The following is a 25280-nucleotide window of genomic DNA, read 5'->3' as shown; positions in this document are numbered from 1 at the left end:
GCATATGGCGCGGCCCGGTCCGCCGCCTCCCGCAGCCGCTGCGGTAAGGTGGGCCACATGTCGCGACGGGTCCTCCTTACGCAGCCGCGCTGACCACAGCGGGCGCCGACGGCGCCGCATCAGCGCGGCCCACCTCCCTGCGGGGAGGTTTTCTCATGCCAGGAGCGACCACCCCCACCGTGAGGATCACATGAGTACCGAGACCCCCGTCCCCGCCGAGCCCCGCTTCCGCTACACCGCCCGGCTGGCGAGCGAGATCGAGCAGGCCTGGCAGGACCGCTGGGAGGAGCTCGGCACCTTCCACGCGCCCAACCCGGTCGGCGACCTCGCCGGGGACGCGACGGACTCGACCTTCTACGTGCTCGACATGTTCCCCTACCCCTCGGGCAAGGGGCTGCACGTGGGGCACCCGCTGGGCTACATCGCCACCGACGTCGTGGGTCGCTACCAGCGGATGAAGGGCAAGAACGTCCTCCACGCGCTGGCTTACGACGCCTTCGGCCTGCCCGCGGAGCAGTACGCCGTGCAGACCGGGCAGCACCCCCGGATCACCACCGAGGAGAACATCGCCACCATGCGCCGCCAGCTGCGGCGCCTGGGCCTGGGCCACGACGACCGCCGCTCCTTCGCGACGACGGACACCGGGTACGTCCGCTGGACGCAGTGGATCTTCCTCCAGATGTACCACGCCTGGTACGACGAGGACGCCGAGCGTCCCGGCGGTGGCCGCGGTGCCGCCCGCCCGATCAGCGAGCTGGAGGCTGCCTTCGCCGACGGGAGCCGGCCCACGCCGTCGGGCCGGGAGTGGGCCGACATGGACGCCGACGCGCGCGCCGCCGCCCTCGACGCCCACCGCCTCGCCTACGTGTCCGACGCGCCGGTCAACTGGTGCCCCGGGCTGGGCACCGTGCTGGCGAACGAGGAGGTCACCGCCGACGGCCGCTCCGAGCGCGGCAACTACCCCGTCTTCAAGCGCAACCTGCGCCAGTGGATGATGCGGATCACCGCCTACGCCGACCGTCTCGTCGACGACCTCGACCACATCGACTGGCCGGACAAGGTCAAGACGATGCAGCGCAACTGGATCGGTCGCTCCGAGGGGGCGATCGTCACCTTCGCGCTGCCCTCACGCGTGAGCGCGGGGGAGGCGCCCGGTGGCTCCGCGGAGCTCGCGCTGGACGTCTTCACGACCCGTCCCGACACGCTCTTCGGCGCGACATTCATGGTCCTGGCCCCCGAGCACCCGCTCCTCGACGACGCCGTGCCCGCCGCCTGGCCGGCCGGCACCCAGGAGACGTGGACCGGTGGGCACGCGAGCCCGGCCGAGGCCGTCGCCGCCTACCGCGCCCAGGCCGCCGCCAAGACGGACGAGGAACGGCAGGAGGAGGGCCGCGCCAAGACGGGTGTCTTCACCGGCGCCTTCGCGACCAACCCCGTCAACGGCGCCCAGCTGCCCGTGTTCGTCGCCGACTACGTCCTCATGGGCTACGGCACCGGCGCGATCATGGCCGTGCCCGGTGGCGACGCGCGCGACTACGAGTTCGCCCAGGCCTACGGGCTGGACGTCGTCCACACCGTCCAGCCGCCCGCCGAGCACGTCGAGGGCGCCTGGACCGGCGACGGCGAGATCATCAGCTCCGCCAACGAGGAGATCTCCCTCAACGGCCTGGGCGTGGCCGAGGCCAAGGCCGCGATCACCGAGTGGCTGCAGGCCCGCGGCCGCGGCGAGGCGCGCACGACCTACCGCCTGCGTGACTGGCTCTTCTCCCGCCAGCGCTACTGGGGTGAGCCCTTCCCCGTCGTCTACGACGAGGAGGGCCGCGTCCACGTGCTGCCCGAAAGGATGCTCCCGGTCGAGCTGCCCGAGGTCCCCGACTTCTCCCCGCGCACTTTCGACGCCGACGACGCGACCTCCTCGCCGGAGCCCCCGCTCGGGCGGGCCGAGGACTGGGTCACCGTCGAGCTCGACCTGGGTGACGGCGTCAAGACCTACCGCCGCGACACCAACACGATGCCCAACTGGGCCGGCTCGTGCTGGTACGAGCTGCGGTACCTGGACCCGAACAACACCGAGCGCCTGGTCGACCCGGCCAACGAGCAGTACTGGATGGGCCCGACCGCCGAGAAGTCCTGCGGTGGCGCCGACCTGTACGTCGGTGGCGTCGAGCACGCCGTGCTCCACCTGCTCTACGCGCGCTTCTGGCAGAAGGTGCTCTTCGACCTCGGGCACGTCTCGAGCGTCGAGCCCTTCCACAAGCTCTTCAACCAGGGCTACATCCAGGCCTACGCCTTCGCTGACGCTCGCGGCCAGTACGTGCCCGCGGACGAGGTCGAGGAGGTCGCGGCCGAGGACGGCTCCGGGGAGGTGAGCTACCGCTGGCAGGGCCAGGAGGTCACCCGCGAGTACGGGAAGATGGGCAAGTCCCTCAAGAACATCGTCACGCCCGACGACATGTACGAGGCCTACGGTGCCGACACGTTCCGGGTGTACGAGATGTCGATGGGGCCGCTGGACCTGTCGCGACCGTGGGACACGCGCGCCGTCGTCGGCTCCCAGCGCTTCCTCCAGCGGCTGTGGCGCAACGTCGTCGACGAGGAGACCGGGGAGCTGCTCGTCACCGACGAGCCGGCCGACGAGGAGACCCGCCGCCTGGTCGCACGGACGGTCACCGACGTCGAGACCGAGATGGCGGCGATGCGGCTCAACACCGCGATCGCGCGTCTCATCGTGCTCAACAACCACCTCACCGGGCTGCCGTCGAGCCCGCGCGAGGCGGTCGAGCCGCTGCTGCTCATGCTCGCGCCCGTTGCCCCGCACATCGCCGAGGAGCTGTGGCGGCGGATCGGGCACGAGGGGTCGCTGGCCCACGAGCCCTTCCCGGTCGCCGACCCCGCGCTGCTGGTCCAGGACACCGTGACCTGCGTGGTCCAGGTGGCCGGCAAGCTGCGCGACAAGCTCGAGGTGCCGGTGTCGATCGACGCCGCGGAGCTCGAGCGGCTGGCCCTGGACACGCCGGGCGTCAAGCGGGCGCTGGGAGACCGCGGGGTGCGCAAGGTCATCGTGCGGGCGCCCAAGCTCGTCAACATCGTGCCGGCGTAGCGGCCCGTTCACGCACCGAGAGCCGGACTCCTCCTCACGAGGAATCCGGCTCTCGCCGTCTGCAGCCACCGCGTCTGGTCAGCCTTCGCGTCTTGTCGGCCTTCGCGCCGGTGAGCCCTCGTGGCTGCCTAGCCCTCGAGGCGGGGGAAGGCGCGGTCGAGGTAGACGAGCGGCCGGGTGTCGTCCTCGTGGTGGGCGAGGACCGCGCGCAGGGTGATGAGCAGGCTGTCGCCGACCGGGACGCGCTGCTCGACGACGCCTCGGATCCACGCGGTGGTGCCGGGCAGGACGGGCTCGCCGGTGGGCAGCGAGCAGTGCTCGATCCCGGCGAAGCGGTCGGCGCCGCGGGCGGCGAAGCGGTGGGCGAGGTCCTGCTGATCCTCGCTGAGGAAGTTGACGACGACGCTCGGGGCGCTGTCGAGGATGCGGCGCGAGGTCGAGCCCGCGGCCACGGAGAAGGCCAGCATGGCGGGGTTCGCGGCGACGGAGATGACCGAGGTGGCGGTGAAGCCTGCTGGCCCGTCCGGGGTGGCGCAGGTGATGACGGCGACGCCTGCCGGGTGACGGCGGAAGACGGCCTTGAACTCCTCGCTGCCCACCGACGCGGGCAGGGCGGTGGGGGTGGCGGGCTGCTCGGCGGTCATCAGCGGTCCTTTGCGGTCGACTTCGGGGCTGTCCCCATTGTCGGCCAGGCGTGGCCGCGGTGGGCGCTCAGCGGGTGTGACCTCCCAGTCCTTGGACGCGCCCGAGCCACCCGTCTCAGAAGGGCGGCTCGGCGGCGTCTGCGCTGCCGGCGCCCGTCCGCACCCAGGTCACCCGGCCGTGGTGGTCGCGCTGGTAGACGTGACCGCTCGGCGTGGTCCAGCAGAAGGTGCCGGCTCCGAGGTGCTCGAGGCGGAACCGACCGAGCGTCTTGATGGTGTGGTCCGGCCGGCACCCGGCACCAAGGTTCGACGCACTCGTGGGGCCCTCGGGGAAGGGGACGACGTGGTCGAGGTCGCAGCTGTGGGCCGGGGTCGAGCAGCCCGGGATGACGCAGCTGCGGTCGCGGGCCCGGACGAACTCGGCCAGGGCGGCGGGTGGGCGGTAGCGGGTGCGGCCGACGTCGAGGACCTCCCCGCTCAGCGGGTCGGTGACGATCCGCTGCCAGGTGCCTGCGCTCATCGCCAGCGCGCGGGCGACGTCCGGGGTGATGGGGCCGTAGCCCTCGAGCTCGGCGACCTCGGCCATGGGCAACGGGCCGTCGTCGGCAGGGCTGTCACCTGGTGGGTCGTGGGCAGGGCTCGCCCCTGGGGCGGCGTGGGAATCTGCGGTGAGGTGGTCCCAGCACTCGCCGTAGGCGGGGAACGCGCCTTGCGTCTCCGGTGGGAGGACGAGGACCGACAGCGGCACGTCGATCCGGATGACGGCACGCCTGCCGCCGATGGTGCCCATCGGCATGTGGAGCATCCTGAGGTAGTCGCTGACGGGCTGGAGGTCTGGCGTGCCGGTCGCGGCTGACGGGGCCGCGGGCACGCCGTCGTCGGCGTCGACCTCCCGGGATCCCTCGCCACCCGCTTCCGCGGAAGGTACCGCGTCCGTTCCCGCGGCGGCGGCCGCGTCCGTGTCACTCGGCTCTGGCAGTCCGATGTAGCCCTGCTCGAGCGCGGTGTGGCCCATGAGGGCGAAGACGTCGGCACGCAGCTGGTCGATCGTGCGACTGTCACCGGCCGCCTTGGCGCTGCGGGCCGCGGCCTCGAGGGCGAGGTCGAAGCCCGCGGCGTCGGTGGCGGGGAGGAACGCGTGGATCGAGGCCATGCCGTCGGGCAGCGGGCGCGGGTGGTCCACGCGCCGTTCCTCGCGCGCCCGGCGGTGCCGTTGGACCGCCCGGTTCGGGTCGATGGCGATGATCGCCTTCTCCACGGCCCGCGTGAGCTGGCTCGGTGTCTGGTGCGGGGCGTCGGGCAGGATCACGCGCTGGACCTCCCAGGCGACGTCCGCCGGCTGGTCCGCCAGGTGGCGCGTGAGCACAGCGGCCTTGGCGGGGTTGACGAGCCCAAGCCGAAGGGCCTGAGCCGTCTGGGCGAGCTTGTCCCGGAAGAGCCGGGCATCACCCACCATGCGACGCGCCGCGAACCGGGTGATCCCCAGGCGCGGGGCGAGCTCGGCGGCGGCGCAGTCCGCGGCGATCTTCCCACCCGGGAGCGGGTGGTGCGGGTTGATGCCCGGCCGCCCCGCGACGGCCCCGCTGAGCTCGATGGCCCGGGCCGTGGCCCAGGACGCCAGCCGCTGGTAGCCCGCCACCATCTCGACCAGCGCGTACAGGCTGACGGCGCGCGGGCCGAGAGCCTCGAGCGCTGCCGCGAGGGCCGGCCCCGGGGCCAGGGAGGTGAGCAGGCCACCCAGCTCTGCGCCGTCGTCGTCGTCGAGGACGTCCGCGTTCCCGCGCCGGCCTGCTGGGAGGAGCGGGTCGGGAGGGAGGGGAGGGAGCTCGGGCGGACCGTCGTCCTCGAGCGGGACCTCCTCGGCCCAGCGCTCGTCGGGGCCGGCGCCCGGCGGGAGAGGGTCGGGCGGAAGCGCAGGGAGCTGAGCGGGGCCGTCGTCGGGCACGAGGCAGGGCGGGGGGCCGGCGAGGTCCGCCGGGGTCAACCACCAGCCCCCGGTCTGCGTCGCCGCCATCTCGCTCACCACCTCGGTGCTGTGAACCTGATGACTCCACCGTATGACCGAGCACTGACATTCGGCCGCGTGACAGTTGACACATGAAGTGAGGCGCGGCTAGCGTCTGCGACAGGTTCAGAGCACCAGTGCGTACCTCGAGTGCGCTAAGCCCCGGCTTGCTGGTCGGCAACCCGCCACGTGCGGTGGGTGCCCCGGGTGATGACCTGGTCCCGCGACCGTCGGGACAACGGAGCGCACCGCGACGGTGCCAGCACGCGAAGGACGTACCAGGATGACCACGCACCTCAGCCCCCGGCAGATCACCAGCCGTTGCGGCAGCAGCATGTGCATGTGCGGTCGTCCGTGTATGTCGGTCTGAGACATACGGAAGCGACGCCCTCTGCGCGAGCCGCGCTGACGCGTCACCCCTGATCCAGCCCCCGAGCCGCCGGCGAGTGACACGCCAGGCGCCGGACCCGGCGTATCAGGTCTCACGTCCTTCCCCGCGCCCCAGGCGCTGCGACCTCGATAGGTGCTGCCATGACTGCTGCGTTCCTGCCCACCCGTACCACCGCGACGACCTCGACCACCGCGACGATCGCCCTCGACCTCTCCGGCCTGGGCGCCCCCGCCCACGACCGTGAGGCGGCTGCCGGGCTGCCCGCCGAGCAGGCCAACCTCGTCCGCCTCGCCTCCTACGCCCGAGCGGCGCACAAGGGCGGCGTCTCCTTCGTCACGCTCGGTGAGGACTTCCGCCTCCGCGCCGACGCCGCACCGCGGGCCAACGCCTGGCTCGACCCGGTCATCGCCGCTCGCCGCATCAGCCCCAGCGCCGGCGCCACGGGCCTCGTGCCCACCGTCCAGCTCGGCCGCGCCGACTCGGCCGTGGCCGCCGAGCTCGCGCAGTTCAACCGCAAGAGCGGCTCGTGGGCCGGCCTGCAGGTGGCCCGCGGCGAGCAGGCGCCGGTGGCCGCGCTGCCCCAGCTCGGCGACTTGCTCGAGGAGCTCGTCCGCAGCACGGAGGCGCGCTCCAGCCAGCGCCCCACCGTCGTCGTCCCGCTCGAGGAGGAGGCCGACCTCGCCGCCGCCGGTGAGCTCGCGGACGTCGTCCGGCTCCGTGAGGCCGACCTCAGCTGGGCGCGCGAGCTGCGCTTCGCCGTCCGCTCCGCCGCGCGTGCCGCCGGCCGTGGTCCCGTGCGGGTCCTTGTCGACCTGCGCACCGTCATCGCGTCCGACTACGAGTCTGCCCGTGCCCGCGCCGACCTCCTCACCGACATCGCCGGGGGCGACGCCGGGTGGTCGGGTGCGCTCGAGGCTGTCGGCACCGTGGGCGACGTCGTCGCCACCATCGAGCGGTGGGTCGAGGCCGGTGCCGCGGACGGCTTCGTCGTCCTGCCCGGCTCCATCCCCGCTGACGTCCAGCGGCTGCTGCGCGGGATCATCCCGGCGCTCCAGGCCCGTGGCCTGGTCTCGGTGGCCGGGGCGACCACGGAGGCGTAGCCGGTCCCGGCGTGAGCCGACACCGCGGCCCACCGCCTGGGTGTGGCTTCTCGGTCCTCGAGCGGCCAGAAGTGCGCACCTAGGACGGTGGGCGGTCCCGTCGGGACCGTCGAGCCAGGCGAGGATGCGGCCGGCCGCCTCGGGCGCCGCGCGACCTCGCGCCCCACCGTCATCTTGCCCACGGCGGGAGGGCCGAAGATCACGAGCAGGCGCATGGCGCGACTCTGCCACAGGCCAGCGCCTCCTGATCCGGCCAGGGTGCGATGATGGTGCGATGCCCGGCGTCGTGGTCCTCACCGACTCCACGGCCTCGCTCTCACCGCAGACGGTGCAGCACCTGAGTATCCGGGTGGTCCCGCTGCGCGTCCTGATCGACGGCGCGGACCACCCCGATGACGCCCTCAGCCGCGAGGAGCTCGCCGCGCACCTGCGGGCCGGTGGGACGGCGACGACGTCGGGCCCGTCACGGCAGGCGCTCGCCGACGCGATGGAGGCGGCCGTCGACGACGGTGCCTCCGCCGTCGTGTGCGTGCACCTGTCGGCCGAGCTGTCGGGAACCGTCGGGCACGCGCGCCTCGCGGCCGAGGAGGTCAGCGCACGGCGGGGGACACCCGTGCACGTCGTCGACACGCGCACCGTCGGCGCGGGGACGGGCTTCGCGGCCCTCGCGGCCGCCGAGCGCGCGGCACGCGGCGCCGGTGCCGACGGCGTCCTTGCCGCCGCCCGCGAGACCGCGGCCCGCAGCAGCGTCCTCTTCGCCGTCCCGGACCTCCACCACCTCGCCCGAGGCGGCCGCATCGGCCCCGCGCGAGCCTTCCTCGGCTCGGCGCTCGGGGTACGCCCGATCCTCGCGCTGCGAGGCGGGCGGCTGGCGGTCGCCGAGACGGCGCGGGGAGCGGCGCGTACGCAGCGCCGCATCGTCGAGCTCGCCGTCCGGGCCGCAGGCGGACCGGGCGCGGCCACCCCACGCGGCGACGGCGGCCCGGTCCGGGTGGCCGTCCACCACTTCGCTGACACCGACGCCGCCGACGCCCTCACCGTGGCGCTCGAGCAGCGCCTGACGGAGACGGGCGCGCAGGTGGCGAGCATCGTCCGCAGCGAGGTCACCGCCGTCGTGGGGGCGCACACGGGCCCCGGCGTCGTGGGCGTGGCGCTCGCCCCAGCGGGCGAGTGACCGTCCCCGGGCCGAGCTGAGCGCTGCTCCACAGGGCGACGGCGGGAAGGTGCCGTCCCCGAGCGGGCACCTCCGCAACGGGTGACGTGGGCCGTGGTCCGTACGGTCACGCGCATGGCACCGACGAGGCGGACGGACTCCGCGGCCCGGCTGCGGGCGCTGACCCGCCGCGCCTACACGGCGACGTCCGGGCACCTCGACCTCGACGACGACGCCGGGCGTGAGTTCGACCGCATCGTCAGCGGTGAGGGGGACCAGGGCTGGGAAGACGGCGCGGCGGCAGGCCGCGGGAGCCGGGACGGCGGTGGAGCGGTGGGCAGTGCCGGCGGTGGCAGGCGGTCCGTCGGCGCGCAGGAGCGGCCGGTGCGGCGGTGGAGCGTCTCGGGCCGCGCGGTCGTCGTGGTACTGGCGGTGGTGGCGGCCTTCGCGGGGGCGGTGGTGGCCCGCGCGATCGCCCTCGGACCGTCCGACGCCGTCCCGGTGCCCGAGGTGAGCGCGGTCGTAGCACCGGCCACGTCGGAGGCGCCTCCCGCCGCCTCGTCTCCCGCCGCCTCCCCTCCAGCGCCGGGTGACGCGGCCACCGGTGAGCCGTCGCGGGAGCCGCAGGCCGCGCCGGCGGGTGTCGTCGTCGTCCACGTCGCAGGGGCGGTCCGCGGGCCCGGCGTCGTCGAGCTGCCACTGGGAGCGCGCGTGGCCGATGCCGTCGCAGCGGCAGGCGGCGAGCAGCCGGACGCCGAGCTGGCAGCGGTCAACCTCGCGAGGCCGCTCGTCGACGGGGAGCAGGTGTACGTGCCGCGGGCGGGGGAGGAGCCACGGGGCGCTGGGGCAGCGCCGCCGGACGTGGATGCGGGACCGGCCGCGGGCGAGCCTGCCGCCGAGGGCGGGGTGGTCGACCTCAACTCCGCCGACCTCGCCGCCCTCGACACCCTGCCCGGCGTAGGACCTGCCATCGCGCAGCGCATCCTCGACTGGCGCGACGCGAACGGGCCCTTCCACTCCGTGGAGGAGCTGCTCGAGGTCGCGGGCATCGGGCCGGCCACGCTGGAGAAGCTGCGGGAGCGGGTGCGCGTGTGACCCTCGACCTGCGCCTCGTGCCCGCCGCCCTCGCCGCGTGGACGGCCGCCTTCGTCGGCGTCCTCCTGCCACCACCGGTCGCCGTCGCGGGCGCCGCGCTCCTGCTGCTCCTTGCCGCCCGCACCGCGTGGTCGCTGCGCGGCGGAGGACGGCACCGCGACCGTGCCGGGCCCACGCCGCAGGCCACCGCAGTGCTCGCACTCGTCGTCACGGCGCTCCTGCTCGGGGCGGTCGCCGCGCACGTCCACCAGCGGGCGAGCGGGCTGCTCACCGAGCTGGTCGAGGTCGGGGCGGTCGTCACGGTGACCGGTCCGGTCACGGGGGACCCCTCCGCCATCACCACGCCGCCCGAGCGCGGGGGCGGGGAGCGGGTGACGGTGCCGCTGCGGGCAGACCTCGTCGTGGGCCGGGGGCTGACGGCGCGCGCCCGGGCCCCGGTGCTCCTCCTCGCGCCACCGAGCTGGACCGGCGTCGAGCTCGGTGCCCGGGTGCGCCTCACCGGTCGGCTCGTCGAGACCGAGCCGGGGGAGGACGTCGTCGCGCTCGTCATCGTCCACGCCGACCCGACGGTCGAGGCGCCGCCGCCCGCCCACGAGCGGCTCGCGAGCCGGATGCGCAGCGGGCTCGTCGCCGCTGTGGAGGACGCCCCGGCGCAGGCCCGTGGCCTCGTGCCGGGCATCGCCGTCGGTGACGACTCCCGCCTGCCACCCGAGCTCGACGACGCCATGACGGCGGTCTCCCTCACCCACATCACCGCGGTGTCCGGCGCGCACGTCGCCATCGTCCTGGGCGCAGTGCTCGCCGCGCTCAGCTGGGCGCCGCGCTGGATGCGCGCGGCAGTCGGCGGTGCGGTGCTCGTGTGCTTCGTCGTCCTCGTCCGGCCGGAGGCCAGCGTGCTGCGCTCGGCGACGATGGGCGCCGTCGCCCTGCTCGCCCTGCTGCTCGGCCGCCCTGCGCGCGCCCTGCCGGCGCTGTGCAGCGCGGTCGTCGTCCTGCTCCTCCTCGACCCGTGGCTGGCCCGGTCCTACGGCTTCGTCCTGTCGGTGCTCGCGACCACGGGCCTCGTCGTCTTGTCCGGGCCGTGGGCCGAAGCCCTGTCCCACCGCATGCCCCGCACGCTGGCCCACGTCGTCGCCGTGCCGGCAGCGGCGCAGGTGTGCTGCGCGCCGGTCATCGTCCTCCTCGAGCCGGCCGTCGCCACCTACGCGGTGCCGGCCAACGTCCTCGCCGCGCCCGCGGTGCCGCCCGCGACCGTCCTCGGCGTCGTCGCGACCGTCCTCTCCCCGTGGCTGCCCGGACTCACCGAGCCGCTCGCGGCGGCGGCGGGCTGGTTCACCGGCTGGATCGCGTGGGTCGCGCTCGGGTGGGCCGAGCTGCCCGGGGCGCGGCTGCCGTGGCTCGGCGGGTTCGCCGGTGCGGTGCTGCTGGCCGTCGTCACCGTCCTCGCGCTCATGCTCGCCCGCCGTGGCCCGGGCACCCAGCTCCTCGGGGCGGGCGTCGGTGCCCTCGTCCTCGTGCTCGCCCTCGTCCCGGGTCCGCGCCGGGCGCTGGACGGCCTCGTCTCGGGCGTCCCCGACGACTGGCTCGCCGTCCAGTGCGACGTCGGCCAGGGGAGTGGCTTCGCGCTGCGCAGCGGGCCGCGATCCGCCGTCGTCGTCGACGTCGGTCCCGCCGGGCCGGCCGCCGCGGACTGCCTGGTCGCGGCCGGTGTGCGCGAGGTCGACCTCCTCGTCCTCACCCACCTCCACGCCGACCACGTGGGTGGGTTGCCGGAGGTTCTCGACGCCGTCGACGTCCACCACGCCCTCCTCACCTCTTTCGACGGCCCGGCCACCGCCGAGCGGCAGGTGCTGGCGGCGCTCGCGGACGAGGGGGCTACGGTCGAGCGTGCAGGCGCGGGGACCGCCGGTGAGGTGGAGGGTGTGCGGTGGCAAGGGCTGTGGCCCACCCCGAGGGCGGTCGAGCTGGCGGCCCCCGGCGATGACGACGCCGCGAACGACCTCTCGCTCGTCGTGCGCCTCGAGACCGCGGACCTGTCGGTGCTCGCCCTCGGCGACCTCGAGCCGGACGGGCAGCGCGGCGTGCTCCGCGAGCTCGCAGCGGGCGGCGTGGACATCGTCCTCGTCCCGCACCACGGGTCCGCGGCGCAGCTCCCCGCGCTCGCCGAGGCGGTGGGTGGGCGGCTCGCCCTGGTCAGCGTCGGCGCGGACAACGACTTCGGGCACCCGGCTCCCCCGACGCTCGAGCTGTACGGGCGCGGCGGCGCCCTGGTGCTGCGGACCGACGAGTGCGGCGCCGTCGTCGTCGTTCCCGGCGACGGCGGTCTGGCCGCTCAGTGCTGAGCGAAGCCGAAGGTCGTCACGGGCGTGAGGGTGTCGGCAGCGAGGCCGTCGAGGACCTGCCGTTCGTGGGGGACCACCGGCTCGGCGAGGGAGTCGAGGGCGTCCAGGCGCACCCAGCGCAGGTCCGCCACCTTGTCCTCCTGCGGGCGCGGCTCGCCGCGCCAACGGCGGCAGGAGAAGAAGAAGTCGACCCGTTCGTCGACCGCGAGTCCCGTGCCCTGGGTGCGGTGCATGACGGTGAGGGGCAGCAGCTCGGTGGCGCCGACCTCCACGCCGAGCTCCTCGGCGGCCTCCCGCGCCGCGGCCGCAAGCACGCTCTCCCCGGCCTCGACGTGCCCGGCCGCGCCGCACGCCCAGTGCCCGTCCATGAAGCCGGTCCCAGTACGCAGCTGGAGGAGCGCGCTGTCCGCACCGTCCGCCTCCTCGCGGAGGAGGACGACGTAGGCGGCGGGCACCACGCGGTAGCGGTGGACCGGGCCGTTGCCGGACGGGTCGCTCACCGCCGGCCCCGGCTGGCGACGATGCGCAGCACCGCCCGCTCGACGGCGAAGACCGGGTCCCGGCTCAGGCCCTTGACCTCGGCGTCCGCGGCGGCGACGGCGGTGATCGCGCGCGCCAGCCCCTCCGGCCCCCAACCGGCGAGCTCGCGCCGCGCCTGGTCCACCTGCCAGGGCGCCAGGCCCAGGCCACCCGCACCACCGCGGCCGGACATCGCCTCGACCTTGGCCATGGTGCGGAGCTTGACCGCCAGTGCCGCGACGAGCACCACGGGGTTCGCGCCCGTCTCGACAGCGTGCCGCAGCAGCGTGACGGCCTGGCCGGCGTGACCGGCGATGGCGGCGTCGGCGACCTTGAAGCCCGTGGCCTCCACCCGGCCCCCGTGGTACTGCTCGACGACGTCCGCGCCGATGCGTCCGGTCGTGTCCGCGACGAGCTGGGTGCACGCGGCGGCGAGCTCGCGCAGGTCCGAGCCCAGCGCCTGGACGAGGGCCTGGATCGCGTCCTGGTCGATCTGGCGCCGGGCGCGCGTGAACTCCGCGGCGACGAAGGCGGCCTTCTCGGCGTCGCGCTTGACCGGCTCGCAGGCCACCACCGGGTGTCCGGCCTTGGTCACGGCGTCGAGCAGGCGCTTGCCGCGCACGCCGCCGTTGTGCTGCAGGACGAGCGTGACGTCGTCGGCGGGGGCGCGCAGGTAGGTGATCGTGTCGTCGATGAGGGCGTCGGTGCAGCTCTCGACGCCGTTGATGACGATGCAGCGCGCCTCACCGAACAGCGAGGGGCTGGCGAGCATCTCGAGGCGCCCGAGGTCGTAGGCGGCGGCGTCGAGGCGGGTGACCTCGGTGCCGGCGTCCGCCTCGCGGGCCTGCTCGACGACCCGCGCGACGGCGCGGTCGCTCAGCACGCCCTCGGCGCCGCGCACGAGCACGACAGGAGCGAGCGGGGCCTCGTCCCAGCTCAGTCCGGACGGGGTGCTGCGACGGGTCTTCGGGGGCACGCCCCAAGCGTGCCACGGACCGCCCACACCGCCCGCACCGTCCCCCGCGGCAGGTGTGGCGGTCGCTACCGCCGCACCCTGCGCCGGGGGAAGGAGGCGAGGGAGATCGCGACGAGCGCGAGCAGCGTCCCGGCCACGGTCGTCGGGCTGACGGCGGAGCCGGCCACCGGCGCGAGGAGGTCCAGCGCGAGCGAGCCGATGAGCTGGCCGGCGATCGAGCCGAGCCCGAGGACCAGCACGCCGGTCCGCGGCACGATCGCCGCCGAGCCGGCGATGAAGACGATGCCGTAGAGCCCGCCGGTGTACAGCCACCACTCCCTGGGCAGCTCGTCCGGCAGCCCGCGGCCGCGCACGAGCGCCGCGACGACGAGCGCGACCGATCCGGCGACGAAGTTCGCCACCGTCGCCGTGAGGGGCGAGCCGCCCACGGCCCCCACCCGCGCGTTCGCCGCGTGCTGGAAGCCGGTGAGCAGCCCGGCCACGAGCGGCAGCAGGGCCGGCAGGAGCAGTTCCTGCCAGGGTCTGTCGCCGGTGAAGGAGGAGGACGCCGCGAGCGCCACCGCCACGAGGACGAGCCCGGCGCCCACGAGCCGCTGCGGCGTCGGGCGCCGGCGCAGGTCCTGCGCGAAGCCGACGGCGTCGGTGAGCAGCCCGCTCAGGGTCTGCCCCGCGACGACCGCGACCGTGAACACCGCCACCCCGACGACGGCGACGACGGCGGACTGGGTGAGGACGAGCAGGGCGCCGATGGTGCCCGCGAGGAGGTAGGCGGGCGGCAGCTCGCGCCGTCGGACGGCTCCCGGCAGCCGCAGCACCCCGCGGCGTACCCGCGGCAGCACGAGCGCGACGGCGACCATGACGACGAGCCCGCCGCCGAAGCTCATCGCGGCGGCGAGGACCGGGTCCTCCAGCTGCGCGCCGAGCTCACCGTTGATCCGCGACTGCACGGGCACGACGGCGCCGATCGCGGCAGCGAGGAGCGCCGCCAGCCAGGCGGGCAGGGCGGTGGTCCGGTGGAGCATCGGCTCTCCTCGAGCAGGACCGGCAGGACGACGACGGCGCCGCCCCCCGGGTGGGGAACGGCGCCGTCGCGGGAGGGCCGGGTCTTTACAGGCCCGCGACCTGCTTGGCCAGCTTGGACTTGCGCTGCGCGGCCTGGTTGGCGTGGATGACGCCCTTGCTCGCGGCCTTGTCGAGCTTGCGCCCGGCGGACTGGAGCGCGGTGGCCGCGGTCTCCTTGTCACCTGCGGCGACAGCCTCGCGCACCCGACGCACGTGCGTCTTGAGCTCGGACTTCACGGCCTTGTTGCGGAGACGCGCCTTCTCGTTGGTGAGGATGCGCTTCTTCTGGGACTTGATGTTCGCCACGTGTGGACTTCTCCTACATTTCGCCGAAGCGATCAGACAATGGGTCGGTGAGGGCTGTGCCAACGACCGGGACTGGGGAGTGGGGACACCCGTGGTCGGCCGCAAGCCGGCCCCCGCACGACCGGCGGAGGCTCAGCGAGGTACTTTACCAGGTACCCGGCCGCAGCGGCGCACGTGTGGCGCCCGTCATGGCCGAGGTTGCCCCGCCGTCGCCGGCTCGTCGTCGTCCTCGACGAGGATCGGGTCGACCGGGATGGGCTCCTGGCCCGGCTCGATCTCCGGGACCACGGTGAAGGTGTCGTTGTCGTACTCCTCGTCCACGGTGCGCCGCGCGGCCTCCTCCGGCGGCAGCACCCGCCGCCAGCGCAGCGCCCGCACGGGCGGGGACTCCCCGGCGTCCTCCTTCAACGCCGCGAGGATCGTGTAGATCATCACGTAGCCGATGATGAAGAACGGCAGGCCGACGACGATGATCACCTGCTGGAGGGCCGCGAGCCCGCCCTCGCCGGTGGCTGCGAGCATGGTGGCGGCGACCGCGCCCATCGCGATGGTCCAGAACACCCGTTGCCGGACCGGCGCCTCCTCCTCGTAGCCGTTGCTGATCGAGTCGATGACGAGGCCGGCCGAGTCGACCGACGTCGTGAAGAAGATGACGACGAGGACGACGGCGAGGATCTGGGTCACCGTCGTCAACGGGAAGTGCTCGAGGAAGACGAACAACGCCGTCGCGACATCGCCCTGCTCGACCACCGGCCCGACGAGCTCACCCGGGGTCTCCTGCTCGATCCCAAAGGACGCCCAGCCGAAGACACCGAACCACACGATGCTGAAGAGCACCGGTGCGGCGAGCACCCCACTGACGAACTGGCGGATCGTGCGGCCCTTGGAGATCTTCGCGATGAAGATGCCGGTGAAGGGCGACCACGAGATCGTCCACGCCCAGTAGAAGACCGTCCACTGGTTCTGCCAGCCCGAGTCGCCCGCGGTGTCGTTCCAAAACGCGAGCTGCGGCAGTGCCGAGGCGTAGATACCCACCGACTCGATCGTCCCCTTGACGAGGAAGAGTGTGGGACCGGTGGCGACGACGAAGCACAGCAGGCCGACCGCGAGGATGATGTTGAGGTTCGACAGCCGCTTGATGCCCTTCTCCAGCCCCACGCTCACCGAGACGACCGCGATCGCCGAGACGGCGACGATGATGAGCACCTGGACGAGCCGGCTCTCCCCGAGACCCCACAGCGTGTTGAGCCCGCTGTTGATCTGCAGGGTGCCCAGGCCCACGGAGACGCCGACGCCGAAGATCGTGCCGACGACGGCGACGACGTCGATCGCCGCCCCCACCGGGCCGTGGATCTTCTCACCCAGCAGCGGCTGGAAGATCGAGCTCACGCGTGGCGGGAGGTTGCGCCGGTACATGAAGTAGGCGAAGCCCAGCGCCGGCAGCGCGAAGATCGCCCAGGTGTGGAGGCCGAAGTGGTAGAGCGTGAAGGCGATGGCCTCGCGCGCGGCGGCCTGGGTCTGGCCCTCGACGTCCTGCATCGGCGGGTTCGCGTAGTGGTTGATCGGCTCCGCGACGCCCCAGAACATGAGGATCGAGCCGATACCGGCCGCGAAGAGCATGGCGAACCAGGTGAGGCCCGAGTGCTCCGGCTTCTGGTCGCCCAGGCGCACCCGTCCGAAGCGGCTGGCCGCCAGGTAGACGAGGAAGAGCAGGAAGACGGTGACTCCGAGGATGTAGAACCACCCGAGGTTCGACATGATCCAGCCCGACGCGCCGGCGAAGGCCGCGTCGACCTGCTCGGTGAACAGGATCGTCCCGACGACGAAGATGATCGCGACGAGCGCCGCCGGGAAGAAGATCCGGGGACTGGTGCGCAGTCCGAGCGCGTCGTGCAACCGGTCGAGCGGCTTCATGGGGAGAGAGCTCCTACGTCGGGAACCAAAAAGGACGCACCGACGTTATCCGGGGGCCCGGGGGACCGCCTCTCGGGCAGCGTGGGAGGCTGGATCCATGACTGCGACCAACGACGCGATGAACCAGATCGTCGTCAACGTCGTGCGCCTCGCGCGCCGGCCGGGGTACCTCCTCCTCGTCGGCGCCGCGGTGCCCGTCGGAGTTTTCCTCCTCCTCGGCCTGCTCCTGGGCCTGGACGCCGAGTCGTGGGGCGGCTGGGTCCCCTTCGCGCTCGGGCTCGTGCTGGCGGTGCCCGTCGCCGTCCTGGCGGTCCGCCGCGAGCGGCTGCAGCGCACGACGGCGGACATCGGCGACGGTCCGGTGACGACGGCGGGTGGCGTCGTCGTCGTGACGGGGGAGCCCACGCAGGCGGCCCTCGAGGAGGAGCTCGCCACTCTCACCGAGGCGATGGACGAGGGACGCGTCCGCACCGCCCGCTGGCTCCCGCGCGTCGAGGCCACCCAGCGCGCCCTGCTGCGGGCGGCGGGTGGCCCCGTGCGGGCGCCCTACCTGCGGGACGACTTGCGCATCACACTCATCGCCTTCCTCGGCACGGTCGCCGCGATCCCGCTCGGGATCCTCGGCGCCTTCATGAGCGCCTTCGCCCTGCTCCTGTCCTGAGCTGGAGGAATCCGGCTGTCGACGAATGGGGGGAGGGGGGTACCCCTCCTTCCGCCGAGAGCCGGATTCCTCCGTGGCCACGGTCCGAGCGGGCGGCGGCTACGTCGGGTTGGCGCGCAGCTCGTCGGCGATCTCCTCCTCGGGCCGCGGCGGGACGGTCTCGTCCTCCTCGAGCACCACGGGGTCCTCGTAGCGGGCGGGCGGCTCCGAGCCGGTGGGCTCGTCGGGCAGTGTCGACATCGTGCTTCCTCTCCTGGGCGGACGGGCCCCGACCGGAGACGCCGGTTGTCGCCGCCTCGTGGGACCATGGGAGGCAGTGTGTCCTCGCGGAAGGTGTTCCGCGCGTCGTCGTCGCTTGAAGGAACGTGAGTGTCCCCGATCCCCAGTCCCACGCTGACCGCAGCGATCGCCCCCGCGGCGACCGCGCCCGAGCTGCTGCGCAACTTCTGCATCATCGCGCACATCGACCACGGCAAGTCGACCCTGGCCGACCGCATGCTCCAGCTCACCGGGGTCGTCGAGGACCGGGCGATGCGCGCCCAGTACCTCGACCGGATGGACATCGAGCGCGAGCGCGGCATCACGATCAAGTCCCAGGCCGTGCGCATGCCGTGGCAGGTGGAGGAGACCGCCTACGCGCTCAACATGATCGACACGCCCGGCCACGTCGACTTCACCTACGAGGTCTCCCGCTCGCTCGCGGCCTGTGAGGGCGCGCTGCTCCTCGTCGACGCCGCGCAGGGTATCGAGGCCCAGACCCTCGCCAACCTCTACCTGGCGATGGAGAACGACCTCACGATCATCCCGGTCCTCAACAAGATCGACCTGCCCGGGGCCCAGCCGGAGCGCTACGCCGAGGAGCTGGCCAACCTCATCGGCGTCGAGCCGGAGGACTGCCTGCAGGTGTCCGGCAAGACCGGCGTCGGCGTCCCCGCGCTCCTCGACCGCCTCGTCCGAGACATCCCCGCCCCGGTGGGGGACCCGGACGCCCCGGCGCGCGCCATGATCTTCGACTCCGTCTACGACACCTACCGCGGCGTCGTCACCTACGTGCGCGTGGTCGACGGCGCGATCAAGCCCCGCGAGAAGCTCACGATGATGTCGACGGGCACGAGCGTCGACCTCCTCGAGATCGGCGTCAGCTCCCCCGAGCCCAGGCCCACCAAGGGCCTGGGCGTCGGTGAGGTCGGCTACCTCATCACCGGCGTCAAGGACGTGCGCCAGTCTCGCGTCGGTGACACGGTGACCAACGCGGCGCGGCCCGCCGCGGAGGCCGTGGGTGAGTACCGCGACCCGCAGCCCATGGTCTACTCCGGGCTCTTCCCGGTGGACGGCTCGGACTACCCGGTGCTGCGCGACGCCCTGGACAAGCTCAAGCTCAACGACGCGGCCCTGGCCTACGAGCCGGAGACCTCCGTCGCCCTCGGCTTCGGCTTCCGCTGCGGGTACCTCGGCCTGCTGCACCTCGAGATCGTGCGCGAGCGCCTCGAGCGCGAGTTCGACCTCGACCTCATCTCGACCGCCCCCAACGTCGTCTACAACGTCGTCACCGAGGACGGCACGCGCACCCAGGTGACCAACCCGAGCGAGTACCCCGACGGGAAGATCTCCGAGGTCTACGAGCCGGTCGTGCGCGCGACGATCATCACGCCGGCGGAGTTCATCGGCACGGTGATGGAGCTGTGCCAGCAGCGCCGCGGCGTGCAGGACGGCATGGACTACCTCTCCCCGGAGCGGGTGGAGATGCGCTACCACCTGCCGCTGGCCGAGATCGTCTTCGACTTCTTCGACCAGCTCAAGTCCCGCACCCGCGGGTACGCCTCCTTCGACTACGAGGCCGACGGCGAGCAGGCCGCCGACCTCGTCAAGGTGGACATCCTGCTCCACCACGAGCAGGTCGACGCCTTCAGCGCGATCGTCCACCGGGACAAGGCCTACTCCTACGGCGTCGAGATGGCCGGCAAGCTCCGCGAGATCATCCCGAGGCAGCAGTTCGAGGTGCCGATCCAGGCGGCCATCGGCGCCCGGATCATCGCCCGCGAGACGATCCGCGCGCTGCGCAAGGACATGCTCGCCAAGTGCTACGGCGGTGACATCTCCCGTAAGCGCAAGCTCCTGGAGAAGCAGAAGGAGGGCAAGAAGCGGATGAAGAACATCGGCCGGGTCGAGGTCCCGCCGGAGGCCTTCATCGCCGCGCTGTCCTCCGACACCCCGACGGGCAAGGACGCCAAGGCCAAGAAGTGAGTCCTGCTCTGCCTGCGGGCGACCCCGTTCCCGCGGACGGGGCGCTGCCGGCGTCGGCGGCGGCCGGTTCGGCCGATCGTGCCTTCGGCGTCTACCTCCACGTGCCCTTCTGCCGGGTGCGCTGCGGGTACTGCGACTTCAACACCTACACCGCCACCGAGCTCGGGGGCGGGGCGAGCCAGGCCGCCTACGCGGACACCGCGCGGCGGGAGATCGACCTCGCCGCCGGGGTGCTCGCGGGGGCCGGCGTCGCGCGGCGCGAGGTGTCCACCGTGTTCGTCGGCGGCGGCACGCCCACACTGCTGCCCGCGGCCGACCTCGCCGCGATGCTCACCCACGTGCGAGCGACGTGGGGGCTGGCCGACGGCGCCGAGGTGACGACGGAGGCCAACCCGGACTCGGTGACGCCGGCGTCCCTGGAGGAGCTGGCGGCCGCCGGCTTCACCCGTGTCTCCTTCGGAATGCAGTCCGCCGTCCCGCACGTGCTGGCCACCCTCGACCGCACGCACGACCCCGCCCGCCTGCCCGACGTCGTCCGCTGGGCACGCGACGCGGGTCTCGACGTCTCGGTCGACCTCATCTACGGCACCCCGGGGGAGTCGGCCGCCGACTGGCGGACCAGCCTGGAGACCGCCGTCGCCCTGGAGCCGGACCACGTGTCCGCCTACGCGCTCGGGATCGAGCCGGGCACGAAGATGGGCGCCCAGGTGCGCCGCGGCGAGCTCCCCATGCCCGACGACGACGACGCGGCCCTCAAGTACGAGGCGGCCGACGACGTCCTCACCGCCGCGGGCCTGGCCTGGTACGAGGTGTCGAACTTCGCGACGACGCCGGAGCACGCGTGCCGGCACAACCTCAACTACTGGCGCGGAGCCGACTGGTGGGGGGTCGGGCCCGGCGCGCACAGCCACGTCGGAGGGGTGCGCTGGTGGAACGTCAAGCACCCGCGCGCCTACGCCCACCGCCTGGACCAGGGAATGAGCCCGGGCGCCGGCCACGAAGTCCTCGACGACACCGCCCGCGAGCTCGAGCGGGTGCTGCTCGGCGTCCGGCTGGCCGAGGGCCTGGAGCTCGCGCCCGGCACCGGGCGCGTACCCGAGAAGTACCGCGAGGCCGTCGCCGGCCTCATCGCCGAGGGGCTCATCGACATGCCCGCCGCCCGCGCCGGCCGGATCCTCCTCACCCGCCGCGGCCGTCTGCTCGCCGACACCGTCGTCCGCGCCCTCACGGACTGACCGGATCACCCCCTGGCCCCTGCCCTCCTCCCACGCCGAGCGCTGTGTTGTTCCCCGCCTCCCCTCGCGCCGAGCGCTGAGCTGTTTCTCGCTTCCCTCTCGTCTATCGCTGAGCTGTTCACCGGGACAACTCAGCGCTCGCCGATGGGGGAGCGGGCTGTGGACGGTTGGAATTAGGTGGCGTCGGCGGGGACGTCGGTCGGGTCCGTTCCCGGTGCGCGCGGGCCATGGTCGCCGGTGGCGTAGACGAGGAGCACGTGGTCCGAGCCGGTGAGCCGGTGAGTTTCCCGCAACCGCAGCCGGGCGGTGAGGCCGGCGGTGAAGGCCGGCACGCCGTCGCCGAGGACGCCGTTGCCGACCATGACGTGCAGCTCGTCCACCAGACCCGCCGTCAGCAGGTCGTTCCACACCGGGATGCTGCCGAAGACGAGGATGTCGGCGCCGTCCTGGGCCGTGAGCCTGCGCACGGTGTCGTGAGCACGGCGCGCCGGACCAGCTCCGAACCCCAGCCGCAGAGGTCCTCGGCGGCGAACGAGTCGGACACCACAACTTTGTGCGCGGCAGTGTTCCGGCGGGAGATCTCCCGCTCGACGGCGGGCTGCTCGAGGTCCGCGGCGACCGGCTTCGAGCCCGGAACTCATCTGGCATGCTCAGCGCATGAGGAGTCCCGGTCGCGTCATGGCGGTCAGCGCTGTCCTGGTCGTGGTCGCGGGCTGTGCCGGCGACGGCTCGGAGGAAGGTGCTGACGTGACGATGGACTCGGCGCTGTCCGAGGCCATCGACGTCGCGTCACTGGAGGAGAACCGCACGCCCTACCTGGGCGACAACAGCCGGGTGGTCGCGCTCGTCGGTGCGACCGGTCCCCGGGCCGTCGGCGAGTCGACGCTCGAGCTGCGGACCGGCCAGCGGCCCTACGGCCTGGTGCTCAACTTCTCCGCCGTCGCGGACGGCGTCACACCCGACGTCGCGGACGACCTCATGATGGATCGCGCGACCCTTCTCCTCGCGACGATCGACAACGTCGACGAGGTCCGTTGGACGCTGCCTGAGGACGTCGACCAGGGCGAGGGCGGCGTGTTCACCCGGGGGGAAGCCGACGCTCTCGTCGGTTCCTCGGTCGCCGAGATCGGGGCGACGGCGGAAGGCCTGGAGGAGCTCGTCTCGCGTCTCGAGGAGGACTAGCGCGGCCGGCAGGCCCTGGCGCGTCCCCTACCGGCTCTCCGGTGCGCCCGGCAGGGGTTCGGAGATCGAGAGCTCGTCCCACACCGGGCCGTAGCCGAGCCGCGCCTGCTCGGCCGCGACGACGCGGGTGGCGAGCTCGGCCTCGGTGACGTCGACGGCGCCCAGCGCCGCCTGGGCGAGGCTCGACTCCCCGGCGTAGGCGTCGAAGACCTGCCGCTTGCCCGCGAGGAGCTCCTCGATGCGCTCGTCGACGCTGTCCTCGGTCAGCAGGCGGTGCACCTGCACGGGCCGCTGCTGACCCATGCGGTGCACCCGGCCGATGGCCTGGTCCTCCACGGCCGGGACGAGCTGCGGCTCGGTGATGACGACGACGCTCGCCGCCTGGACGTTGAGCCCCACCCCGCCCGCGCCGATCTGGCTCACGAGGACCGAACCGGCCGGCCCCGCGGTGAAGGCGTCGACGATCTCCTGCCGCTCGGCCGCGGGCACCGAGCCTGTGATCGGTCCAAAGGCGCGCACCCCGTCCAGCCGCTCCACCTGCTCGGTCACCCGCGCCACGACGTCGAGGAAGAAGGAGAAGACGACGACGCGCTGCCCGCCGTCCCGCGCCTCCTCCACAATCTCGAGCAGCCGCTCGAGCTTGGCGGAGTTGGCGGGGCCGGGGACGGTGAGGTCGGCCCGGCGCATCGCCATGAGGTTCCCCGAGGCGACGGCGTCGCGGTAGTGGCGCTCCGCCGTCGGCGTCATGGTCTCCCACTCGTCCGTCACGACCCGGGGTGGCAGCTCGACGAGGACGTCGTCGAGGGCGCGGCGCAGGTAGACGGGGGCGAGGTGGCGGCGGAAGGTGTCGGCGCCGGCGACGCCGAGGTGCGGCGGGAGGGAGGGGATGAGCTCCGGCTGCAGCATGCCGGCGAGCGAGCGGAGCTCCTCGACCCGGTTGAGCAGCGCGGTGCCGGTGAGGAAGAGCGCGCGCGGGGTGCGCTCGGCCCAGGCGGCGACCTGTTGGCTGCGCAGTGCCCGCGGGTTCTTCACGTAGTGGGCCTCGTCGACGACGAGGAGGGCGGGTGCCGGCGGGCGAGATCCCGCTGTCGGCGGGGAGGGGGTGGGCGACGGCGGTAGCAAGTCAGCTGTCGGCGGGGAGGGCGGCAGCGGGAGGGGGATGGTGGGGAGGGTGGCGAAGGTGGTGACGGCGACGCCGCCCTCGCGCTGCCACGCGGCGAGGGCTTCCTCGCGGCCGGGGCCGTGGACGCGGTGGACGCGCAGCTCGCTGTGGAGCGCGACCTCGCGGCACCAGTTGACGACGACGCTCGCCGGGCACACGACGAGTGCCCGGTCCTCACCCGTCGCCGCGAGGTGGGCCATGACGGCGATGGCCTGGACGGTCTTGCCCAGGCCCATCTCGTCGCCGATGAGCGCCCGGCCCTGGTTGAGGGCGAACTTCGCGCCGAAGACCTGGTAGCCGCGCAGCCGCGCCCGCAGGAGCGACTCGTCGAGCGGGAAGGCGCTGATCCGCTCGACGAGCGCGGCGGGCAGCGTGCCCTGGGCGGCGGCCCCACCCAGCCCGGGCACGATCTCGTCGAGGAGCGCGTAGTAGCGGGGCGTGTGCTGCTCGAGGTGCTCCCACACGGTGAGCGGGCCGGGCTCGGCGAGGAGCGCGGTCAGCTCGCGGACCGTGGCGGGCAGCTCGGTGGCGGCGAGCCACGGCTCCCACCGCGCCAGCGCCTCGACCGCCTCGCGGGCGCGGTCGCGGGTGCTCGGCAGACGCAGGAGCAGACCGAGCCGGCTACGTGCCGGCGCTGCCTGGTGCACTTGTGCCGCCACCGTCGAGGCGAAGTCCGCGAGCTCGTCGCGGTGGTCCTCGAGCGGCCCCGACACCCGGTCCATCCGGTACAGCAGGGACGCGAGACCGAGGCCGAGCGGCCCGTCGCTGCGCGGCTCGATCCGCACGGGCACGCCGGCGCGGAAGGTCTCGGCCAGCCGCTCCGCCGCCGCGGCCGCTGCCCGCGCGGTGTGCGGTCCAACCCCGGGCAGCGCCTCCAGCCGCTGGGGCCCGGCGTCCAGGACGTCGCGCACCGTCCGCACGCCGGCGTCCTGCAGCGCCTGCAGCCGCAGGTTGCGCTCGGTGGTCTCCCGCAGCCGCCCGACCTCGATCCCGCCGAGCTCCGCCCGTACCCGCTCGCCGCGGTAGGTGTCCACGAGCGAGACCACGCCCCGGCGCAGCCGCTCCTCCTCGCGCAGGACCGCGAGGGCGTCCCCGGCCAGGGACGCCCGCCCGGCGAGGAGCTCCCGGACGTCGGCGCCCGGCCGCACCGCCGTCGTCGTCATCCCTGCTCAGGGACCTCGGTGACGAAGTCGATGAGCTCCTCCATCCGCCCGAGCAGGGCGGGGGACAGGTCCTTGTAGCTGCGCACGGTGCCGAGGATGCGCTTCCAGCCGCGGGCGACGTCGGCCTGGTCCGCGTGGGGCCAGCCGAGCGCGGCGAGCGTCCCGTACTTGATGTCCGTGCCGCGTGGCACGTCCGGCCACGCCTTCAGGCCGACCCGCTCGGGCCGCACGGCCTGCCACACGTCGACGTAGGGGTGGCCGAGCACCTTGACGTGCTGTGCCGAGCGCCCGAGGGTGCGCAGCGCTTCCTCGACGAGCCGCGTCTCCTTGGACCTCTGGACGAGGTGGTCGACGAGCACACCGGCCCGGCGGGTGGGTCCGGGCGCGAAGTCGGCGAGCACCTCGGCGAGGTTGTCCACGCCCTCGAGCAGCTGGACGACGACGCCCTCCACGCGCAGGTCGTCGCCCCACACCCGCTCGACGAGCTCGGCGTCGTGCCGTCCCTCGACCCAGATCCGCGAGGCGCGGGCGACCCGCGCGCGGCTCGTGTCGACGGCGATCGAGCCCGACGCCGTGAGCCGCCGTCCCCCGGCCGTCACCGGGCCGCGGGGTGCTGCCTTCCGCGCGGGCGGGACGAGGTGCACCGGCTTGCCGTCCACCCAGAAGCCCGAGCCGAGCGGGAAGGTGCGGGTGCGGCCGCGTCGGTCCTCGAGGACGACGACGTGCATCCCGCCGGACTTCTCCACGGCCGTCACCGCGCCGACCCAGCCGGTCTCGACGTCCTCGACGACGAGGCCGAGCTCGGCGGGCTCGTCGCGGACCGTGGGACGGTGGGCGTGGGCACCGGTGCGGTGGGGGTCGGAGGACAGGACGTCCGAGCCGTAGCGATCCATCACCCTCGCAGGGTAGGCGCGCGGTGGGGGAGGTCACGAGACACCCGGGGGCGTGGCGCGTAGAATTAGCACTCCGGACCGGTGAGTGCTGACCGCCGGCCCACGCCGAGCCGGCTACGAGCGCCGTCAGGAG

At 73.7% G+C, this 25280-nt stretch carries 20 protein-coding genes and 1 riboswitch; of the genes, 9 read left to right on the top strand and 11 right to left on the bottom strand.

The features are described 5' to 3' along the window. Window positions 1-190 precede the first annotated feature (190 nt). Complete coding sequence (gene leuS, locus M3148_RS01375) at window positions 191-3100, top strand: leucine--tRNA ligase (RefSeq protein ID WP_251302849.1); 2910 nt, start codon at window positions 191-193, stop codon at window positions 3098-3100. Window positions 3101-3228: 128 nt separating this feature from the next. Here the strand turns inward: leuS and M3148_RS01370 are convergent, their stop codons facing one another. Continuing rightward, entirely contained in the window at window positions 3229-3744 is a 516-nt protein-coding gene (locus M3148_RS01370; protein WP_251302848.1) for a flavin reductase family protein, read from the bottom strand. A gap of 115 nt (window positions 3745-3859) precedes the next feature. Further along, window positions 3860-5758, bottom strand: coding sequence for an HNH endonuclease signature motif containing protein (locus M3148_RS01365; RefSeq protein WP_251302847.1), 1899 nt, complete (start codon window positions 5756-5758; stop codon window positions 3860-3862). A gap of 114 nt (window positions 5759-5872) precedes the next feature. Then, window positions 5873-5997, top strand: a riboswitch (SAM riboswitch). A 283-nt stretch (window positions 5998-6280) separates the two neighbouring features. On the opposite strand from M3148_RS01365, the gene M3148_RS01360 reads away from it, so the two are divergent. The 4 genes from M3148_RS01360 (at window position 6281) to M3148_RS01345 (ending at window position 11830) form a co-directional block, all read left to right on the top strand. After that, window positions 6281-7240, top strand: coding sequence for a hypothetical protein (locus M3148_RS01360; RefSeq protein WP_251302846.1), 960 nt, complete (start codon window positions 6281-6283; stop codon window positions 7238-7240). A 274-nt stretch (window positions 7241-7514) separates the two neighbouring features. Then, a complete protein-coding gene (locus M3148_RS01355) occupies window positions 7515-8414 on the top strand; it encodes a DegV family protein (protein WP_251302845.1) in 900 nt (299 codons plus the stop codon). A 114-nt stretch (window positions 8415-8528) separates the two neighbouring features. Next, a complete protein-coding gene (locus tag M3148_RS01350; protein ID WP_251302844.1) occupies window positions 8529-9488 on the top strand; it encodes a ComEA family DNA-binding protein in 960 nt (319 codons plus the stop codon). After that, window positions 9485-11830 (top strand): ComEC/Rec2 family competence protein, encoded by a 2346-nt coding sequence (locus M3148_RS01345; RefSeq protein ID WP_251302843.1) that lies wholly within the window; start codon window positions 9485-9487, stop codon window positions 11828-11830. Before M3148_RS01350 ends, M3148_RS01345 begins: the two co-directional genes overlap by 4 nt. Here M3148_RS01345 and M3148_RS01340 read toward each other — a convergent pair. The 5 genes from M3148_RS01340 to M3148_RS01320 form a co-directional block, all read right to left on the bottom strand. After that, the gene (locus M3148_RS01340) at window positions 11821-12330 is read right to left on the bottom strand and encodes an NUDIX domain-containing protein (protein ID WP_251302842.1); all 510 of its coding nucleotides are present in this window, start codon (window positions 12328-12330) and stop codon (window positions 11821-11823) included. The two genes, M3148_RS01345 and M3148_RS01340, sit on opposite strands and share 10 nt — an antisense overlap. Beyond that, a complete protein-coding gene (gene holA / locus M3148_RS01335) occupies window positions 12327-13325 on the bottom strand; it encodes a DNA polymerase III subunit delta (RefSeq protein ID WP_251302841.1) in 999 nt (332 codons plus the stop codon). The genes M3148_RS01340 and holA overlap by 4 nt, the downstream gene beginning before the upstream one ends. A gap of 65 nt (window positions 13326-13390) precedes the next feature. Continuing rightward, entirely contained in the window at window positions 13391-14347 is a 957-nt protein-coding gene (locus M3148_RS01330; RefSeq protein WP_251302840.1) for a DMT family transporter, read from the bottom strand. Between the two features lie 85 nt (window positions 14348-14432). Continuing rightward, window positions 14433-14693 carry a 30S ribosomal protein S20 gene (gene rpsT, locus M3148_RS01325; RefSeq protein WP_110850608.1) on the bottom strand — a complete coding sequence of 87 codons (261 nt, stop codon included), beginning with the start codon at window positions 14691-14693 and terminating at the stop codon, window positions 14433-14435. 186 nt (window positions 14694-14879) lie between these two features. Continuing rightward, window positions 14880-16607 (bottom strand): BCCT family transporter, encoded by a 1728-nt coding sequence (locus tag M3148_RS01320; RefSeq protein WP_251302839.1) that lies wholly within the window; start codon window positions 16605-16607, stop codon window positions 14880-14882. 97 nt (window positions 16608-16704) lie between these two features. On the opposite strand from M3148_RS01320, the gene M3148_RS01315 reads away from it, so the two are divergent. Next, the gene (locus M3148_RS01315; RefSeq protein WP_251302838.1) at window positions 16705-17268 is read left to right on the top strand and encodes a hypothetical protein; all 564 of its coding nucleotides are present in this window, start codon (window positions 16705-16707) and stop codon (window positions 17266-17268) included. A 99-nt stretch (window positions 17269-17367) separates the two neighbouring features. On the opposite strand, the gene M3148_RS01310 is transcribed toward M3148_RS01315, so the two are convergent. Next, on the bottom strand, window positions 17368-17508 hold the full coding sequence (locus M3148_RS01310) for a hypothetical protein (RefSeq protein ID WP_251302837.1): 141 nt from the start codon (window positions 17506-17508) through the stop codon (window positions 17368-17370). Between the two features lie 129 nt (window positions 17509-17637). Here M3148_RS01310 and lepA point away from each other — a divergent pair, with 129 nt between their 5' ends. Further along, on the top strand, window positions 17638-19512 hold the full coding sequence (lepA, locus tag M3148_RS01305) for a translation elongation factor 4 (protein ID WP_308203195.1): 1875 nt from the start codon (window positions 17638-17640) through the stop codon (window positions 19510-19512). Continuing rightward, window positions 19509-20747: a radical SAM family heme chaperone HemW gene (gene hemW / locus M3148_RS01300; protein ID WP_251302836.1), complete on the top strand. Its 1239-nt coding sequence runs from the start codon at window positions 19509-19511 to the stop codon at window positions 20745-20747. The genes lepA and hemW overlap by 4 nt, the downstream gene beginning before the upstream one ends. Window positions 20748-20920: 173 nt before the next feature. On the opposite strand, the gene M3148_RS18230 is transcribed toward hemW, so the two are convergent. Continuing rightward, window positions 20921-21214: a dihydrofolate reductase family protein gene (locus M3148_RS18230; RefSeq protein WP_251302835.1), complete on the bottom strand. Its 294-nt coding sequence runs from the start codon at window positions 21212-21214 to the stop codon at window positions 20921-20923. Between the two features lie 190 nt (window positions 21215-21404). On the opposite strand from M3148_RS18230, the gene M3148_RS01290 reads away from it, so the two are divergent. Next, window positions 21405-21929, top strand: a complete 525-nt coding sequence (locus tag M3148_RS01290) for a DUF4825 domain-containing protein (protein WP_251302834.1) — start codon at window positions 21405-21407, stop codon at window positions 21927-21929. Window positions 21930-21956: 27 nt separating this feature from the next. On the opposite strand, the gene M3148_RS01285 is transcribed toward M3148_RS01290, so the two are convergent. Next, window positions 21957-24254: a DEAD/DEAH box helicase gene (locus tag M3148_RS01285; RefSeq protein WP_251302833.1), complete on the bottom strand. Its 2298-nt coding sequence runs from the start codon at window positions 24252-24254 to the stop codon at window positions 21957-21959. After that, the gene (locus M3148_RS01280; protein WP_251303006.1) at window positions 24251-25147 is read right to left on the bottom strand and encodes a DUF3097 domain-containing protein; all 897 of its coding nucleotides are present in this window, start codon (window positions 25145-25147) and stop codon (window positions 24251-24253) included. The genes M3148_RS01285 and M3148_RS01280 overlap by 4 nt, the downstream gene beginning before the upstream one ends. Window positions 25148-25280: the final 133 nt, after the last annotated feature.

It is taken from the genome of Georgenia satyanarayanai (assembly GCF_023715365.1).
Classification (GTDB): Bacteria; Actinomycetota; Actinomycetes; order Actinomycetales; family Actinomycetaceae; genus Oceanitalea; species Oceanitalea satyanarayanai_B.
Note: the sequence above shows the minus strand (reverse complement) of the source record. Positions and strands in the feature narration are given on the sequence as shown.